Origin of the sequence: Rhodococcus sp. SMB37 (assembly GCF_004345605.1) — a bacterium.
In the GTDB taxonomy this organism is placed as follows: Bacteria; Actinomycetota; Actinomycetes; order Mycobacteriales; family Mycobacteriaceae; genus Rhodococcus.
The window spans coordinates 1-17,056 of sequence record NZ_SLVY01000007.1 but is presented as its reverse complement, the minus strand read 5'-3'; the positions used below and the strand labels follow the sequence as shown (position 1 = coordinate 17,056).

General features: G+C 67.4%; 14 protein-coding genes. 7 read left to right on the top strand and 7 right to left on the bottom strand.

Features of this window, described 5'->3' with window-relative positions; translation table 11 throughout:
* Positions 1-12: 12 nt before the first annotated feature.
* The 3 genes from EV641_RS13135 to purH are packed head-to-tail and all read left to right on the top strand — an operon-like array spanning position 13 to position 3,889.
* Positions 13-1,638, top strand: coding sequence for a DUF6350 family protein (locus EV641_RS13135; RefSeq protein ID WP_199233241.1), 1,626 nt, complete (start codon positions 13-15; stop codon positions 1,636-1,638).
* A gap of 54 nt (positions 1,639-1,692) precedes the next feature.
* On the top strand, positions 1,693-2,340 hold the full coding sequence (gene purN / locus EV641_RS13130; protein WP_199233249.1) for a phosphoribosylglycinamide formyltransferase: 648 nt from the start codon (positions 1,693-1,695) through the stop codon (positions 2,338-2,340).
* Entirely contained in the window at positions 2,327-3,889 is a 1,563-nt protein-coding gene (purH, locus tag EV641_RS13125; protein WP_132472198.1) for a bifunctional phosphoribosylaminoimidazolecarboxamide formyltransferase/IMP cyclohydrolase, read from the top strand. Before purN ends, purH begins: the two co-directional genes overlap by 14 nt.
* Positions 3,890-3,945: 56 nt before the next feature.
* On the opposite strand, the gene EV641_RS13120 is transcribed toward purH, so the two are convergent.
* The 3 genes from EV641_RS13120 to EV641_RS13110 all read right to left on the bottom strand — a co-directional run bounded on the left by EV641_RS13120 (position 3,946) and on the right by EV641_RS13110 (position 6,042).
* A complete protein-coding gene (locus tag EV641_RS13120) occupies positions 3,946-4,176 on the bottom strand; it encodes a hypothetical protein (RefSeq protein WP_132472197.1) in 231 nt (76 codons plus the stop codon).
* 274 nt (positions 4,177-4,450) lie between these two features.
* The gene (locus EV641_RS13115; protein WP_132472196.1) at positions 4,451-5,422 is read right to left on the bottom strand and encodes an alpha/beta hydrolase; all 972 of its coding nucleotides are present in this window, start codon (positions 5,420-5,422) and stop codon (positions 4,451-4,453) included.
* Positions 5,423-5,460: 38 nt separating this feature from the next.
* Positions 5,461-6,042 carry a DUF4126 domain-containing protein gene (locus EV641_RS13110; protein ID WP_132472195.1) on the bottom strand — a complete coding sequence of 194 codons (582 nt, stop codon included), beginning with the start codon at positions 6,040-6,042 and terminating at the stop codon, positions 5,461-5,463.
* Positions 6,043-6,141: 99 nt separating this feature from the next.
* On the opposite strand from EV641_RS13110, the gene EV641_RS13105 reads away from it, so the two are divergent.
* Together EV641_RS13105 and EV641_RS13100 are read left to right on the top strand one after the other, a co-directional pair.
* A complete protein-coding gene (locus tag EV641_RS13105; protein WP_132472194.1) occupies positions 6,142-7,527 on the top strand; it encodes a sigma 54-interacting transcriptional regulator in 1,386 nt (461 codons plus the stop codon).
* A complete protein-coding gene (locus tag EV641_RS13100; protein WP_132472193.1) occupies positions 7,527-9,464 on the top strand; it encodes a VWA domain-containing protein in 1,938 nt (645 codons plus the stop codon). The genes EV641_RS13105 and EV641_RS13100 overlap by 1 nt, the downstream gene beginning before the upstream one ends.
* A 49-nt stretch (positions 9,465-9,513) precedes the next feature.
* On the opposite strand, the gene EV641_RS13095 is transcribed toward EV641_RS13100, so the two are convergent.
* From EV641_RS13095 to EV641_RS13085, 3 genes are all read right to left on the bottom strand, one after another.
* Positions 9,514-10,686 carry an MFS transporter gene (locus EV641_RS13095; protein ID WP_132472192.1) on the bottom strand — a complete coding sequence of 391 codons (1,173 nt, stop codon included), beginning with the start codon at positions 10,684-10,686 and terminating at the stop codon, positions 9,514-9,516.
* Between the two features lie 3 nt (positions 10,687-10,689).
* Positions 10,690-11,082 (bottom strand): hypothetical protein, encoded by a 393-nt coding sequence (locus EV641_RS13090; protein WP_054718563.1) that lies wholly within the window; start codon positions 11,080-11,082, stop codon positions 10,690-10,692.
* A 100-nt stretch (positions 11,083-11,182) separates the two neighbouring features.
* Positions 11,183-12,346 (bottom strand): RNA-guided endonuclease TnpB family protein, encoded by a 1,164-nt coding sequence (locus EV641_RS13085; RefSeq protein WP_132472191.1) that lies wholly within the window; start codon positions 12,344-12,346, stop codon positions 11,183-11,185.
* Positions 12,347-12,480: 134 nt separating this feature from the next.
* Here EV641_RS13085 and EV641_RS29790 point away from each other — a divergent pair, with 134 nt between their 5' ends.
* Positions 12,481-14,193 carry an ABC transporter ATP-binding protein gene (locus EV641_RS29790; RefSeq protein ID WP_132472190.1) on the top strand — a complete coding sequence of 571 codons (1,713 nt, stop codon included), beginning with the start codon at positions 12,481-12,483 and terminating at the stop codon, positions 14,191-14,193.
* Complete coding sequence (locus EV641_RS13075) at positions 14,190-15,980, top strand: ABC transporter ATP-binding protein (protein WP_132472189.1); 1,791 nt, start codon at positions 14,190-14,192, stop codon at positions 15,978-15,980. Before EV641_RS29790 ends, EV641_RS13075 begins: the two co-directional genes overlap by 4 nt.
* Here EV641_RS13075 and EV641_RS13070 read toward each other — a convergent pair.
* Positions 15,969-16,895, bottom strand: a complete 927-nt coding sequence (locus EV641_RS13070; protein WP_132472188.1) for an AEC family transporter — start codon at positions 16,893-16,895, stop codon at positions 15,969-15,971. The two genes, EV641_RS13075 and EV641_RS13070, sit on opposite strands and share 12 nt — an antisense overlap.
* Positions 16,896-17,056 lie beyond the last annotated feature (161 nt).

Genomic DNA, 17,056 nt, shown 5'->3' with positions numbered 1-17,056 from the left:
ACCATCGAGGTGATGACTTCGACGCTAGGCCGGCCCATTCGGCACACACCTTCCGAGGACGACCGGATCGACTCGGAACGCTTCCGGATCCTGATCGCAGCGGCGGCGCGTGTCCCCGCGGTGACGATCGCCTTCGTCGCGACCGTCGTGGTGATCACGATGGTCGCGGTGAACAGCGATCTCACGGGAATCTACGCAGCGATCGCCGGTACGTGGCTCGCGTTGCACCAGGTGACGCTGACGATCGACGGCACATCACTCGGCGTGCTGCCACTGCTGCCCACGGGGCTGATCGTGTGGCAGGCGGCACGGGCGAGTGCCGCGGCCGTGGATTCGACCACCGACCACACCGAACAGAACCTGACGTTGCACGACGCTGCACGGATCGCCGTCGCGACCATCGCGGGGCCCACGCTCGTCACCGTGATCGCTCTCGTCGTGATGCAGGATGCCGCGAGTGTGCTCCCGGTGGCGCCACCCAACGCGGCTGCCGCACTCGCCTGGGTGACCGGTCTGTACCTGCTGGCTGCCGTGCTGGGGATCGGTGCCCGGACATGGCGTGTGGGTTGCCGGCGGTACGACGTTTCCGAATGGCTGATTCTGTCGGTGCGTCCGGCTGTGCGAGCGCTGCTGGGCATGTTCGCGATGGGCGGTGTCCTCACCCTGGTGGGCATGGCGTTGTCGTGGACCACGGTGGGCGACCTGCTCGAGCGCGGTGGAGGAGTCGTCGGTGTCCTCGGGCTGACAGTGCTGTCGATTCTCTATCTCCCCAACGTCTTCCTCGGCGCTTCGTCGATCCTTGCCGGTAGCACCGTGCAGTTCGGCGACGTCCGACTGAGCCTGTTCGAGGCAAGCGGCGGCGATCTGCCGGCGCTCCCCGTCCTCGCCGCGATTCCCGCCGGTCCCGCAGCTGCGTTCTGGCCGGTGATGCTGGCGGTTCCCGCGACTGTCGGCGCGCTCGCGGGCAGGTTCGTCGCGCACCGCGTCCTGCAGGCACAGGCCGACGGTGTGCCGGTGCGCAGCGCCGACGCGTCGCTGACGCTTCTCGCGGCCGCCGCGCAGACCGGCCTCGCGATCGCGCTGCTGACCTGGGCCGCAGGTGGACCGCTCGGGATATTCGGGATCGTGGGCAGCAACTGGTGGCTCACGGGTGTTCTGGTCTTCGCGTGGGTCGGGCTGCTCGGGCTGATCACGGCGCAGTTGCTGATGTGGCGCGAAGGCAAGCTCGCTGCGGCACAGGCCGTCGAGGACGAGTACGACGACCATGAGGACGAGTACGCCGACGACCTCGACCCCGAAGATGACGACGTCGATGACGAGATCAAGGCGATCGAAGGGCCCGAGGCAGAATCTGCCGATGCCGGCGACGATGCCGCAGACTGCGACGATGCCGACGACACCGCAGACACCGAAGAAGAAGCCGAGGACGCTGACGAAGCCGGAGGCGCTGACGAAGCCGGAGACGCTGACGAAGCCGGAGACGACGACGACCCGAACGTGATCGAGGCCGAAGTTGTCGACCTGGAAGACGAGGAGACGGCCGCGGACGGGGCGGATACCGACGAATCGGTTGCGGGGGCGACGTCCGACACCGTAGACGGGGAGGTCGAAGAAAAGCGCGAGAAGGACGGCGACTAGTGTCTGAGGCGGCCGCCTCACCGGCCTGCCCCCTCGAGTTCCAGGAGTAGAGCGCTGACTGCCTCGCGTGACCAGCTGCCGCCCACCGCACCCGCGCGGATCGTCGTGCTCGCTTCGGGCACGGGAAGTCTGCTGTATTCGCTCCTCGACGCGGCCCGCACCGACGGGTATCCCGCGCGGATCGTCGCAGTCGGCGTCGACCGCGTGTGCGCCGCGCAGGAGCACGCCGACGCTTCAGGGATTTCGCAGTTCAAGGTTGCGCTGCGCGACTACGCCGACCGCGGTGAGTGGGATCGCGCCCTCACCGACGCCGTCGCGAAACACGAACCCGACCTCATCGTCACCGCAGGATTCATGAAGATCCTCGGTACCGCGTTCCTCGAGCGATTCGGTGGGCGGATCATCAACACGCACCCGGCTCTGCTGCCGTCGTTCCCCGGTGCGCACGCTGTTCCCGACGCGCTGGCGTACGGCGTGAAGGTCACCGGTTCGACCGTGCACCTCGTCGACGGTGGTGTCGACACCGGGCCGATTCTTGCGCAGGAACCCGTGCCGGTCCTCGACGGCGACGACGAGGCTGCCCTGCACGAACGCATCAAGGTTGTGGAACGACGCTTGCTGGTCGACGTTGTCGCCGCCGTCGCGACCCGTGGAGTTGTATCCGATGGACGAAAGGCCGTGATCCCCAGTGACCGAACGTAAGACTGTGCGCCGCGCACTGGTCAGCGTCTACGACAAGAGCGGACTGGTCGAGCTGGCGAGTGGCCTGCACGACGCGGGCGTCGAACTGGTGTCCACCGGCTCTACCGCCGCGACGATCGCCGGAGCAGGCGTGCCCGTGACCCGCGTCGAGGAGCTCACCGGGTTCCCCGAATGCCTCGAAGGTCGCGTCAAGACGCTGCACCCGCGCGTGCATGCCGGCATCCTTGCCGATACTCGCAAGCAGGACCATCTCGACCAGATCGCCGATCTCGGTATCGAGGCGTTCGAGCTGGTGATCGTAAACCTGTACCCGTTCACACAGACCGTGGCCTCGGGCGCGACCCCCGACGAGTGCGTAGAGCAGATCGACATCGGCGGCCCGTCCATGGTGCGTGCCGCTGCGAAGAACCACCCGTCGGTCGCGGTGGTCGTCGACCCCGCCGCCTACGGTGACGTCCTCGAGTCCGTCAATGGTGGCGGATTCACGCTGGCGCAGCGCAAGCGTCTTGCGGCCCAGGCCTTCCAGCACACCGCCGCATACGACGTCGCGGTCGCGAGCTGGATGAACAGCGGTTATGCAGCCGACCAGGAAGAGCAGTCGCAGTTCCCGGCGTGGGCCGGTGCCACGTGGACCCGTTCGAACGTGCTGCGTTACGGCGAGAACCCGCACCAGGCTGCCGCACTGTACGTGTCCCAGGGTGGCGAGCCCGGACTGGCGCAGGCCGAACAGTTCCACGGCAAGGAAATGTCGTACAACAACTACCAGGACGCCGACGCTGCGTGGCGGGCTGCGCACGACCACAGCGAGCCGTGCGTCGCAATCATCAAGCACGCCAACCCGTGTGGCATCGCGATCGCCGACGACATCGCCGCAGCGCACCGCAATGCCCACGAGTGCGATCCGGTGTCGGCGTTCGGTGGTGTGATCGCCGCGAACCGCGAGGTGAGCGTGAAGATGGCCGAGCAGGTCGCCGAGATCTTCACCGAGGTCATCATCGCCCCGTCGTACGCCGACGGTGCCGTCGAGGTGCTCTCACGTAAGAAGAACATCCGCATCCTGCGCGCGGACTCACCGAAGTCGGCGCAGATCGAGATGCGTCAGATCTCCGGTGGTCTGCTTCTGCAGGAGCGCGACGAGATCACGGCCGAGGGAGATTCGCCCGCCAACTGGCAGCTCGCGTGCGGTGTCCCCGCGGACGAGGCGACTCTGCGCGATCTCGAGTTCGCGTGGCGCACGGTGCGTGCCGTGAAGTCGAACGCGATCCTGCTGGTGTCAGGTGGCGCGACCATCGGTGTCGGCATGGGCCAGGTCAACCGGGTCGACTCGTCGCGGCTCGCGGTGACCCGCGCCGGCGACCGTGTCGTCGGTTCCGTTGCGGCGTCCGACGCGTTCTTCCCGTTCGCGGACGGCCTGCAGGTTCTGACCGAAGCGGGCGTCAAGGCCGTGGTGCAGCCGGGTGGATCGGTGCGCGACAACGAGGTCATCGACGCTGCTCGCGAGGCTGGCGTCACGCTGTACCTGACGGGCGCGCGCCACTTCGCGCACTGATCCCGAGCTGAGCGGGTCTTCTCGCAGGGCTACCGCCCACTCGCAGTTGCTGCTGTTCAGGCGGCTTGCGGGTGGGCGGTGCGCTGTGCGGGGGCGTCGAGGACGCCGCGGTCGTCGGCGATGACCAGGCGGGCAGCGCCGCGGTCGAGCAGCTTGCGGATGAGAACCGCGGCTTCGGCGCCCTTTTCGGCGTCGACGTGGCTGAGGTCGATCGTGATGGCGTGGCCGGTCAGATCGTCGGGCAGATCCTTCGGGATCTCGCCCCTGGGCGTGAGTCGGAATTTCATGGTGTTCTCCTGTCGGAAGGTAAAGAAAAAGGCACCCGGGGCGATGTGCCCGGGTGCCCGAGAGGCGAGTCGTCGAGGACTCTATTCTCGGGGTTGCCGCGGGGCTACGTGGGAGTGGAAGAACGCGAACGGTACGGAGCGGCGCTTACAGAACTGATACTGAATACGCATCGGACCGTACCTTTCTTGTGTGCTCCAGCGGGTTAACGGAAGACAATACACTATCGACGCGAAAGCGACATCTGAGATTTCCCGCCGGACGCATGGATGCAGGTCAGAGGGATCCGACCCACTTCTGGAAACCGGAGGTGAACTCTTGGGAGTACGGCAGGTCGGCGACGTAGTCGGAACCGGTGGACTGCTGGTCGCCGACGTCCTTGAGAACGTGATTGGTGCGCTGCATGCGAAGCGAGGTCAGCCGGGTGTGCACCAGCGCGGAGTCGAGCGAGTCGACGTCCTCGATGCGGACCTGGATGTCCTTCGACGAGACGGTCGTGAGGACCGGAAGGTTGCCGTCGACCTGCGCGGCCAGCATTCGCGGATCGAGCGCGTCTTCTTCGGCGAGCGCCTTGGCGTTGGCCGAGACGAGCCCCGCGTTGCGCAGCGGCTCGGGAAGGTTGTCGCTCAGTGTGCCGTCGGCGCGCAGTGACTCGACCGCACCCGCCAGCGCGACACGCAGTTCGTCGGCGATCTGCACGGGTAGCTGCCGCGCGGACACCACGGCGTCGAGTTGGGCGTCGATCTGTGCGGTGAGCAGATCCAGCAGGCGCACAGCCAGCGGCTCGATCAAGCCGAGGCCCTTGATGTCGTGTTCGGTTCGGGCGCTGTCCTGCGCGAGCGACAACGCGATCAGTGCGCCCTCACTGTGCCCGACGACGTACATCCGCGATGCGTCCACGCCGCGTTGCTTCGCGAGGAAGGCCAGTGCGTCGGAGGCGGCATCGATGAACGTCGAGAACCCGAGATCGGCGACGTCCTCGACATCGTAGGGGCCCAGGCCCGTGGTGCCGCTGCCGAGCTTGTCATAGCGCAGGCTCGCGAAACCGTTGTCTTCGAGGACGTCGGCGAGGTGCCGGAGAGTGCCGATATTTCCCGGGAGCAGGGCGCTGTCGCCGTTGCGATCGGTGGGTCCGCTGCCCGCGAGTAACAGGACCGCCGGTACCGCTCCCTTGATCGAGACGGGGATGCGCATGCTGCCGTGCAGGGTCACATCGCCGCTGGAAAAGGTGATCTCGGTGTCCGACATGTCATTTGTCTATCAGAAGGACCGGACCTTGCGGACACTCAGGCCTGTACTGCGCGGCGCGCGCGCCGCATCCGGGCGTATCCCTTGAACCCGAGCCAACCGAACAAGATCAACAGAGGAATCACCAACAGCGGCACGACCAGCGCGATCAGCGAAGTCACGAACGACGCGGTGCTGTCGATCACCGACAACACGGGGTTGCCGACGCCCGCGGTTGTGGCGGTACTCACGGCGCGGGTTCCGGTCTGCGCGGTACTCACCGCGAGCGCCGTGGGCGCGCCCACCACGATCCCGGCGATCGCCGCCCACGTCGGATCGAGCTCGCTGAACGCTGCCCACGCCACCAGCGCACCCGCGATCGGACGGGCGACTGTACCGACCAGAGACAACGCGTTGTCGACGAGTGGGATCAGATCGGCAAGCACCTCCGCGGCCGTCGCGATCGCCAACGCGATGAGCGCCGCCGTGGAACCGACCCACTGCATCGACTCACCCACGACGATTCCGAACAATTCGAAGTGCACGGCCGCGCTCAACATCAGCAGAGGGAGGAACGTGCGCAACCCGGTCGCGGCGGCCAGGCCGAGCCCGAGCAGCACCGCCAGGAGCCAGGTGTCCATGAGCGGAAGTGTATGCGCGGCGCCCCACGTTGCCGTCCATTCGCGCGCCCGATTCGCGAGGGGGTGCCGAATCGTCGCGACGGTCGTACCTTTGGTGGGGTGACGTCACTCTCATCCCGCCCGTCCACTCTCGCTGCTCTGCGCGCGTCCGGACACGTGCAGCGTTCCGTCAAGGACGAGATCAGGCAGAATCTGCTCACCGCCCTGCGCGACGGCACCGATCCGTGGCCAGGAATCGTCGGATTCGACGAGACGGTGGTCCCGCAGCTCGAGCGGGCGTTGCTCGCCGGACACGACGTGGTGCTGCTCGGTGAGCGAGGCCAGGGCAAGACCCGCCTACTGCGTACCCTGCCGCTGCTCCTCGACGAATGGACACCCGTGATCGCGGGGTCGGAGCTGGGCGAACACCCGTATGAGCCGATCACACCCGCGTCGATCCGGCGCGCGGCCGAACTCGGCGACGACCTGCCCGTCGCGTGGCGGCACCGCAGCGAGCGTTACGCGGAGAAGCTGGCCACTCCGGACACATCCGTCGCCGACCTCGTGGGCGACGTCGACCCGGTCAAGGTCGCGGAGGGGCGTAGCCTCGGCGACCCCGAGACCATCCATTTCGGTCTCGTGCCGAGGTCGCACCGCGGCATCGTCGCCGTCAACGAGCTTCCCGACCTCGCCGAACGCATCCAGGTGTCGCTGTTGAACGTCATGGAGGAACGCGACATCCAAGTGCGCGGATACACCATCAGGCTGCCGCTGGACGTGCTGCTCGTCGCGAGCGCCAACCCCGAGGACTACACGAACCGCGGACGCATCATCACCCCGCTCAAAGACCGCTTCGGTGCGGAGATCCGTACGCACTACCCGATGGAACTCGACGACGAGATCGCGGTGATCCGGCAGGAGGCCGAACTGCAGTCCCGTGTTCCCGGTTTCCTGCTCGAGATCCTCGCGCGCTTCACCAGGCTGCTGCGCGAGTCGACGTCGGTCGATCAACGGTCCGGTGTCTCGGCGCGGTTCGCGGTCGCGGGGGCCGAGACCGTCGCCGCTTCTGCCGTGCGCCGCGGCGCGGTGCTGGGGGAGGACGATCCGGTGGCGCGTCCGGTCGATCTCGGCACCGTCGTCGAAGTATTGCGCGGCAAGGTCGAATTCGAGTCCGGAGAGGAGGGGCGAGAATTCGAGGTCCTCGACCACCTGCTGCGGCGCGCGACCGCCGAGACCGCCCGTGCTCGCCTGGCCGGCATCGACCTCGCACCGCTCGTTGCGGCCGTCGAGCAGGGCGAGCCTGTGGTCACGGGGGAGCGGATCACCGCGAAGGTGCTGCTCGACGAACTTCCCGAACTGCCCGTGCTCGACGACATCGCCGACCGCCTCGGCGCGAGCGATCCCGGTACCCGCGCCTCAGCGATCGAGTTTGCACTCGAGGGGCTCTACCTGGCGCGGCGCATCTCCAAGGACACGGGCGACGACGGCGCGGCGGTGTATTCCTGATGAGCAGGGCAGCTCGCTACGGTCCTTATCACGGTGGTGATCCACTCGCCCCTCCGGTGGACCTTCGCGATGCCCTCGCGTCGATCGGCGACGACGTCCTCGCGGGCAGTTCGCCGCGGCAGGCGTTGCGCGAGCTGCTCCGGCGCGGGCAGGGCCACATGCGAGGCCTGGACAAGCTTGCGGCGCAGGCGAACCGGCGTAAGCGTGAGCTGCTCGACCGCACCAACCTCGACGGCACCTTGCGGGAGGTGCGCGAACTGCTCGACAACGCCGTCCTCGAAGAACGGAAGACGCTCGCGCGGGCACTCGACGACGACGCGCGCTTCTCGGAGATGCGCATGGAGGAACTCCCGAGTTCCACGGCGCAGGCGGTGCAGGAACTGGCCGACTACGACTGGCGAAGCACCCGAGCGCGCGAGGACTACGAGAAGATCCGCGACCTCCTGGGCCGGGAGATGCTCGACCAGCGGTTCGCGGGCATGAAGCAGGCGCTCGAAGGCGCGACCGACGAAGACCGGCAGCGCATCGCCGAGATGCTCTCGGATCTCAACGATCTGCTCGACAAGCATTCCCGCGGTGAGGACACCCCGGAAGACTTCGAGCAGTTCATGGCCGAGCACGGCGACTTCTTCCCGGAGAATCCGCAGAACGTCGAGGAACTGCTCGACTCCCTCGCGCAGCGTGCCGCCGCGGCGCAGCGACTGCGCAATTCGCTGACGCAGGAACAGCGCGACGAACTCGATGCGCTGGCCCAGCAGGCATTCGGCTCCCCGGACCTCATGCAGCAACTCGACCGGCTCGACGGCAATCTGCGCTCGGCCCGTCCCGGCGAGGACTGGACCGGTTCCCAACGGTTCCGCGGCGACGAGAGGATGGGGCTCGGTGAGGGCACCGGAGCACTGCAAGAGATCTCCGAACTCGACCAGCTCGCCGAGCAGCTGTCGCAGCAGTATGCGGGTGCGTCGCTCGACGACGTCGATCTCGACGCTCTTGAACGTCATCTCGGTCCGGAGGCCGCCGCCGATGCGCGGACGCTCGCCGAACTCGAGAAGGAACTGCAGAAGCAGGGATTCTTCGATCGCGGTGCCGACGGGCAGTGGCGTCTGTCGCCGAAGGCCATGCGACAACTCGGACAGCACGCGCTGCGCGATGTGATGAACCGGATCTCGTCGCGGGGCGGGCAGCGCGAGACGCGGCGCGCGGGGGCGATGGGGGAACCGACCGGGGCGGCCCGGCCGTGGGAGTTCGGCGACACAGAACCGTGGGATGTCGTGCGCACGTTGACCAATGCGACGCTGCGCGATCCTGGCGTGCCCGTGCGGATGGCGGTGTCGGACGTCGAAGTGGTCGAGACGGAACAGCGCGCGCAGGCTGCGGTCGCGCTTCTCGTCGACACTTCGTTCTCGATGGTCATGGACGGGCGGTGGGTGCCGATGAAACGCACCGCACTTGCGTTGAATCACCTCGTGTCCACCCGATTCCGCGGTGATGCGCTGCAGCTCATCGCGTTCGGCCGGCACGCACGGGTGGTCACGGCCCCTGAACTCGCTGGATTGGACGGTGTCTACGAGCAGGGCACCAACCTCCACCACGCGCTGTTGCTCGCCGGCAGACATCTACGACGTCATCCGAACGCGCAGCCGGTGGTGCTCGTCGTCACCGACGGGGAACCGACCGCACATCTGGAATCGGACGGGTACGCGGCATTCGACTACCCGCCCAGTGCACGGACTCTCGGGCTGACCGTGCGCGAACTCGACCATCTCGCGAAGATCGATGCGCAGGTGACGATCTTCCGGCTCGGCGACGATCCCGGGCTCGCGCGGATCGTCGACAGGATGGCACGCCGTGTGGGTGGTCGTGTGGTCGCGCCGGACCTCGACGGCCTCGGTGCCGCTGTGGTGGGCAATTACGTGCGGATGCGACGCCGCAGCTGACCCCCGTGCGCGCTTCTGGTAGCCCTGACTACCAGAAGCGCGCACGGGGTCAGCTGCGCAAGGCGCGCCAGGTCGAGGTGGCGGCGGCGGACAGCAGCGCCGCCGTCACCCAGAACACCGAGGCGACCCCCGCGACACCGGCGACCGCGCCCGCCGCGAGTGGCACCGCGACCTGCCCGAGACGGTTGCCCGTCAGCCGCACCGCCAGCGCCGACGCCCGATCCGATGGTGCGACCAGTTCGACGACCCACGTCATCGTCAGCGGCTGGCCCACGCCCCAGAACACTCCGCACACTGCGAGCAGCACCCCGATCACCCACGGGTTCGGCACCAGAGGAATCAGCGCGACCGGCACGATCGTGCCTGCGGTTGCGGACAACAACAGCTGCCGCCGAGGGATCCGGCGCAACGCCCACGGCAGCAGCGCGCGCGAGACTATCGACGCGACAGTGCGCGCGGTGAGCAGCACCGACACGAGCAGCACCCCGAAGCCGAACTGTTCTCCGAGCAGCGGTAGGTACACCACGATGAGGTCGACGGAGGCCAGCACGATCAGACTCGACAGCATCGCCGGTTTCATGCCGGGCGTGGCCAGCATCGAGCGAACCGACTGGGGTGGACCGTCCTTCGCGGTGCGCCCGGATCCGGGCGGTTCCCGCAGCCCGATGACGAACGGCAATGCCAGCGCAGCCAGCACCGTCATCGCGATGAGCGCACCCGTGGTCTCGACGGCGCCGTCGCCGGTGCTGTGTGTCGCGGCGATAATGCCCGCGACCGGCACTCCCACGGCCTGCCCGATCGACACACCGAGGGTGATCCCGGCGAATCCGCGGTCGAGTTCGCCCGGCGGCGACAGGATCGAGACGAACGCCTGACCGGAGACGGTGACGAGCAGTTGGCCGAGTCCGAGCACGATATTGCCGAGCCCCAGCACCAGCAGGCCGGAGCTGAGCGCGATCAGGCCGACACCCAGTGTGGACACGACGATGCCCCCGCGCAGGATCACCGTGGCATGGCCGCGGTCGACGGCGCGCCCCATCCGGACCGCCGCGAGCAACGGCACGATCGCGTACAGGGCGGTGACCATGCCGATCGTCGCGGCGTCGCCGCCGAGAGCGAGGATCCGGTACGACACGAGCACACGTACCGACTGGAATGCTGCGTGCAGCAGCGCGGTGGAGATGCAGAGATAGAACAGCCAGTGGCGTGGAGGAGACTGCATCGATCAGGAGGCGGTGACCACTCGATCTCCGAGCGGCGATTGCAACGGCACCTCGACGGTTCCGAACACCGCGACCATGATGCACATTCTGTCCTGGGCCTCCGGCAGGGTGCCGCCCATCAGCGTCACTGTCACGACGTCGTCGGTCTCGGTCATGGTCGGGTCGACGCCGAAGCATTCCGGGGTCCCGGTCTCGAAGTGCAGGGAGAGCCGGTCGTCGCCGACACGTGAGAACGACGTGATGGTCAGTGGGTGCGCCTCGACGATGTCGGGTCGTGCCGAGAAGACCGTGGCTCCCGCCGGTTCGGGACTCTCCGGTAGCGGTTCGACGTCGGGTGGAGTCGAGCCGCATGCGGTGGCGAGGAGGCAGCAGGCGAGAAGCACAACAGGACGCATGCGTTCCACCGTAGGCGTGCCACGTGGCAATGTGTGTAGCCGCGCACGACGACGGAGGACCTTAACGTCTCTCCTGTCCTGTTGGTAGGAGACTTCCAGCTCAGACCGCACCCGAACCACCACCCGAAAGAGGCGGACCCCAGTGACCTACGTCGTCGACACCGGTGTGGCCACGCTCCGCCACAGCCAGAATCACTCTGGCAGCGTTCCGATCCCGACACGCGGTATGACCGCATGCCCAGCACCGGAAGACTCGTTCAGCGAGTTCGAGGGGTTGCTTGGCTCTCGCGAAACACCCCGAACACGTCATCGTCGTATACGCGGGCCGCACCAACACCACCTTCCGGCCGGCCCGCCTACCGCGTTCGACAAGTTCCCGCTTCATGGTCGCGACCGCCGCATCCGCAGCCTTCCGCGCCATCGTCGACTTCGCCAGAAACTTCGGCGTGAAATCCTCCACCGCCAACAACTGATGCTCGTCGACAACCCGCTTGGCCCACATGCGGCCGTCGTGCCGGTTCTGCCGGGCCGCTTTCTTGTGCACCTTCGCCGCCTGTTTTCGGGCCCGCTGGTAGCCCTTCGACGGCGCCTGCCCCTTCCCACGCCGGCGTCGCGCCATCCGTTTCTGGGATTTCGCCAACTCCGCCGCGCAGCGCTTCCGGTGCTGCGCATGCGGCAGATCGAACTGCTCATCGGTGGCCGTCGCGGTCTGCGTGACGCCCCAGTCGATCCCCACACCACTGTCGTCGTCGAGCGCCGGTATCGGCTCTCTCTCACGGGTCACCACGAACGACGCATACCAGTGCCTCAACGAATCACGCGTGATGCGCATACTCGACGGCTGCGACGGCAGATCCCGGGACCACACCACCGGGATGGTCACGCCTTTGGGCAGGACCAGCTGCTCATCGCGGATCCGGAAACCTTGTCGGGTGTATTCGAGCGACGGCAAGGTTTTCTTCCGCGCCTTGTAGCGGGGACGACCACGGCCTTTGACGGTGTACGAGGCATCGAGGGCCTGCGCGTAGGTGCGGAGCATCTGCTGCTGCGCAACCTGGGAGCCGTCCCGCAGCCACGACGAGCGAGCCCGGGTCTCGGTCAGCATGGTGCCGAGTTTCGCGAAGTTCGGTTTCCGACCGGTTGTGAATTGGTGGACGGATTCGTTCCACAAAAATCGGCAACGGTGCCATTCCTGCATCAGGGCACGTTCGGCGAGCGCATCCGGCCGCAGCCGGTACTTGTAACGCACCACCTCGGTCCCCATGCCCGGCACCATAACCGCACCCACCGACACGGTGTGCTCGGTCCGACACGGTTACTCCACGCAGCCCACCTTTTGGAAGGAGGACGGCGCTTCCTCTCCCTCGTGAACGAGGGAGTATCCGCGCCGAATAATAGATGAAGCTGCCAGTGTTTTTCGACCCGCCACCCCAGGCGATGCCGACGCCCGAGGTCGTCGTCGACGATACGACCACACCCCGCCGCTTCGCAGTGCTCACGATGCTGGCGGCGAAGAAGTGGACGACCCCGGCCGCGCTGCTCGTCGCGCTCCACCAGGTGTGTGAAGCGCTGGTGCCCGTCGTCATGGGACAGGCCATCGACCGGGCCGTCGCGACCAGGGATTTCGATGCGCTGTGGCGCTGGTTGCTCGTCCTCGCAGCAGTATTCGCGGTCCTGACGGTTGCGGCACGCTTCGGTGGACGTATCGGGCAGTCCGGCATGCTCGCGGTGCAGCACCGGATGCGCACACGCGTGACCGACCGGATCCTCGACGTGCGCGGAGTCGGTGGACCGCAGCGAACTCCCGGCGACATGTTGAACATCGCGACCTCGGATGTCGAACAGCTCGCCCGCGGCATCGCCGTCATGGTGTACCCGATCGGGCACGTCGCCGCGGTCGTGTTCGGTGCCGTCATTCTGTTGAGCGTGTCGTGGCCGCTCGGGTTGGCGATCCTCATCGGGGCGCCCGTGATTCTGTGGCTGCTCGACAAGGGCTCCGGTCCGTTGCGGCGGCGCAGCTTCGAGGAACAGAAGGTCGCGGGAGCGGCAGCAGGTACCGCCACCGACCTCGTCACCGGCATCCGGGTGGTCAAGGGCATCGGCGCCGACGCGGAGGCGTCGCGACGATACGTCGGCGCGAGCCGTCGAGCACTCGACGGCGTACTCCGCTCGGCGCGCGCCGAAGGCGCCTACATCGCCACCATGGAATTCGCGTCGGGCCTGCTCATCGTCGGTGTCGCGGTGGCTGCGGGCGCGATGGCGGTCACCGGCTCGCTGAGCGTCGGGCAGCTCATCACCGTGGTGGGCGTGACGCAGGTGATCATGGGTCCGCTCGCCGCGCTCGGATCCAACATGGGCGCGGTGTGGGCGGCAGCGGTTGCCTCCGCGGAGCGGGTCCTGAGCGTCCTGCAAGCGCCGCCCGCAGTCGACACCGGAGATCGCGAAGCCCCGGGCGATGGCACCGTCGAATTCGAGGCACTCACGGCCGGGCATGTGCACGATCTGACTCTGACGATCGCTGCCGGAAAGTTCACCGTCGTCCATACCGACGCCGAGACCACCGCTGATCTCGTCGCTGTGCTCTCGCGGTCGCGTCACCCGGAACACGGACGCGTCGTGGTGGGTGGCGTCGATCTGTTCGATCTCGGGAACGACGCGGCGCGACGCAGCGTGCGTGTGGTGCCGCACGCATCGCACCTGTTCGAGGGCACTGTTGTCGACAATATCGCTGCAGGTGTAGCGGACGCACCCGACGCCGATGCAAGTGTCACTCGCGCCGTGTTCGCTGCGGCGTGCGATGACGTCGCGCGAGTACTCCCCGCCGGTCTCGACACACCCGTCGGTGAGGCGGGCCGGCTGCTGTCCGGTGGGCAGCGTCAACGCGTCTCGCTTGCACGCGCGCTTGCCGCGCCCGCAGAAGTGCTCGTGCTGGTCGATCCCACGACAGCCGTCGATTCCGTCACCGAGGCCACGATCGCCGAACGCCTACCCGAACTTCGGCGTGGACGGACCACGGTGGTGTTCACGCGGTCGCCCGCGTTCACCGCGGCGGCCGACGATGTGCTCGAGCTGACCAGCCGTTCCTTCGCATCCTCCGGGGAGAACCGATGACCACCACTTCTACTCGTGCAAGTGAGCGGTTCCGGACCGCGGATGCGCGCGGCACCGTGCGCGTGGCGCGGTCGGCGTTCGCGGGTAAGGGCCGCGTCGCCTTCGGCGTATTCGTCGTGCTCGTGATCGGTGCGGCGGCCGGACTGGTGACACCGTGGGCGATGGGACGATCCGTCGACGTGGTGCTCGAAGGCGGCGACCTCACCGATATTGCGTGGCTCGCGGCGGCAATGGTCGTCGGGGTCATCGTGTTCGCGGCGTTGAGCGGTCTCGGACTGATGCTCACCTCGCAGCTGTTCGAGACCGGACTGGCGCGCCTGCGTGAACGCATGCTCGCGGCCGCGATGCGTCTGCCGCTGGCCCGAATCGAATCGGCGGGCAGCGGCGACCTGGTGTCGCGGGCGACCGACGATGTGGCCCAGGTGAGCTCCGCGATCCGCGAGGCTGCACCGGCGATCTCCGGCGCGTTGTTCACCGTCGTACTCACGATGCTCGGTCTCGCGGTACTGGACTGGCGGTTCCTGATCGTCCTGATCGTGGTGCTGCCGGTCCACTACCTGGGCGCGCGCATGTACACGCGGGACGCCCCACCGATCTACCAGCAGTCGCGAGTGGCAATGGGGGAGCGCGCTCATCACGTGCTCGGCGGAATCCGGGGCCTCCCGACGGTGCATGCGTTCGATCTCGGTCCGAGACTGGCCGGCCCGATCGACGAGCATTCGTGGTGGGTGGCGCGGTGGGAGTTGCGGGCCCGGATCGTCGTCAACCGTTTGTTCGGGCGAGTCAATCTCGCCGAGTTCCTCGGAATGGCCTCGATCCTGTTCGTCGGCTTCCTTCTTGTCGACAGCGATGCCATCACCGTCGGTGTCACGACCACCGCGATGCTGTTCTTCCTGCGTCTGTTCGGTCCGCTCGGGCAGCTGCTGATGGTGATGGACTCGTTGCAGAGTGGTCTTGCGTCCCTGTCGCGGATCGCGGGTCTGATCGAGGAGTGCGAAGAGTACGAGGACGCCGACCGCGAGCACCCGGACGCGCCGGAGCCGGTGGGCCGTGTACTCGTCGCGCGCGACGTGCATTTCGGCTACGACACGGGACCGGAGATCGTGCACGGAGTGGATCTGACGATCGGCGACGGCGAACACGTCGCGCTCGTCGGTGCCTCCGGGGCGGGGAAGACCACGTTCGCAGCGGTGCTAGCGGGTGTGCATCCGGCGAGCTCCGGGACCGTGACGTTCGGTGGGGTTCCGATCGGTGAACTGGGCGACGAGCGTCGCACCCGCGAGATCGCTCTAGTCACCCAGGAAGTGCACGTGTTCTCCGGGTCGGTGCGCAACGATCTGCGGATGGCAGCGCCCGACGCGTCGGACGGCGCGCTCGTCGGCGTGCTCGAGAGGGTCGGCGCACACGGCTGGGTGTCGCGGCTGCCGTCGGGGCTCGACACCGAGGTGGGCTCGGGCGGCCACGTACTGACTCCGATGCAGGAACAACAGCTTGCACTGGCACGTCTGATCCTGCTCGATCCGGCATTGGTGATCCTCGACGAGGCCACCGCGGACGCCGGGTCGGCCGGTGCCGACGAACTCGAGGCGTCGGCCGAGGAGGCGCTGCGGGGACGAAGCGCACTGATCGTCGCTCATCGGCTGAGTCAGGCGGCGCGTGCCGACCGCATCGTTCTGATGGACGACGGCCGGATCGTCGAACAGGGCTCGCACGACGAATTGGTCGGTCGTGGCGGCCGGTATGCGCGGCTGTGGGCCGCGTGGTCGGTAGGCCGGTCAGGCGAGTAGGGCCGCGACCACGCCGAGCCCGGGGATCGCCGCGATCGTCGTGACGAGCGCCGCGTCGCGGGCGAGGACCATGCCGCGACCGTAGGCGCTCGCGTAGACGAACACGCTCTGGGCGGTCGGCAGCATCGCGACGACGACCACCGCGAACAGTTCGGTGCCGTCGAGACCGAGCAGGTAGCGACCCATCGCCCACGCGAGCAGGGGTTGGACGACGATCTTGAGTACCGACGCGAGCGCGATGTCGCGCCTGGGGCTGGTGCCCTTCTGGAGAACTCGCACCCCCTGCAGCGACAATCCGAAAGCGAGAAGTGCGCCGGGTACCGACGCGCCGCCGAGCAGCTGGATCGGCTGCAGCAGCGCGTCGGGCACCTGCCACCCCGTCCCCGCGACGACGAGCCCCGCGGCGCCCGCGACAACGATCGGATTCTTGAAGGGAGTGATGAGCGTTTCGAGCCGCGATATCCCCGGTCGCGCGGTGGACAGATCGAGTGCGGTGAGCGCGATGGGGGAGAGCACGATGATCTGGAAGAGCATCAGCGGTGCGACGAACGACGCGTCGCCGAGGACGAACACGGCGATCGGGATTCCGAGGTTGGCGGAGTTGACGTACCCGGAGGAGAGCGCACCGATCGTCAATTCGGGTACTGCGCGCTTCAGCCACAGCCGCGCGATCACGAGGTAGATGATGGCCACGGCGAAGGCAGTGGCCGCGCCGACGTAGAGGTGTTCGGAGAAGATCGTCGACAGGTCGGAGGTCGCGAGCGCGTCGAACAACAATGCGGGCGTCGCGACGACGAACACGATGCGGCTGAGCACGGTCTGCGCCTCGGCGCCGAGCGTGCCGCGGCGGCCCAGCACGAAGCCGATTGCGATGATCACGAAGATCACAGTGAATCCCGAGATCACACCAGACATGGTTGCCCAGTCTAATGACCTGCTCCTGAGGCTCCGTCGAGTGTGCAGTTGTCGTCGCGATTGTCAGGCTTGGATTCAGAAGGCCAATGCAACACCCCTGGATGAAGGGGTGCAGTCGTGGCGAGAAGGATTCCGTGGGAGACACGGGCAGCCGCGTACCG

Coding starts and splice junctions, on each gene's coding strand:
- EV641_RS13075 (WP_132472189.1), top strand. CDS start 14,190: ATGACCACCACTTCTACTCGTGCAAGTGAGCGGTTCCGGACCGCGGAT.
- EV641_RS13110 (WP_132472195.1), bottom strand. CDS start 6,042: ATGGACACCTGGCTCCTGGCGGTGCTGCTCGGGCTCGGCCTGGCCGCC.
- EV641_RS13085 (WP_132472191.1), bottom strand. CDS start 12,346: ATGGGGACCGAGGTGGTGCGTTACAAGTACCGGCTGCGGCCGGATGCG.
- EV641_RS13090 (WP_054718563.1), bottom strand. CDS start 11,082: ATGCGTCCTGTTGTGCTTCTCGCCTGCTGCCTCCTCGCCACCGCATGC.
- EV641_RS13115 (WP_132472196.1), bottom strand. CDS start 5,422: ATGTCGGACACCGAGATCACCTTTTCCAGCGGCGATGTGACCCTGCAC.
- EV641_RS29790 (WP_132472190.1), top strand. CDS start 12,481: ATGAAGCTGCCAGTGTTTTTCGACCCGCCACCCCAGGCGATGCCGACG.
- EV641_RS13095 (WP_132472192.1), bottom strand. CDS start 10,686: ATGCAGTCTCCTCCACGCCACTGGCTGTTCTATCTCTGCATCTCCACC.
- EV641_RS13100 (WP_132472193.1), top strand. CDS start 7,527: ATGAGCAGGGCAGCTCGCTACGGTCCTTATCACGGTGGTGATCCACTC.
- EV641_RS13120 (WP_132472197.1), bottom strand. CDS start 4,176: ATGAAATTCCGACTCACGCCCAGGGGCGAGATCCCGAAGGATCTGCCC.
- EV641_RS13070 (WP_132472188.1), bottom strand. CDS start 16,895: ATGTCTGGTGTGATCTCGGGATTCACTGTGATCTTCGTGATCATCGCA.
- EV641_RS13135 (WP_199233241.1), top strand. CDS start 13: ATGACTTCGACGCTAGGCCGGCCCATTCGGCACACACCTTCCGAGGAC.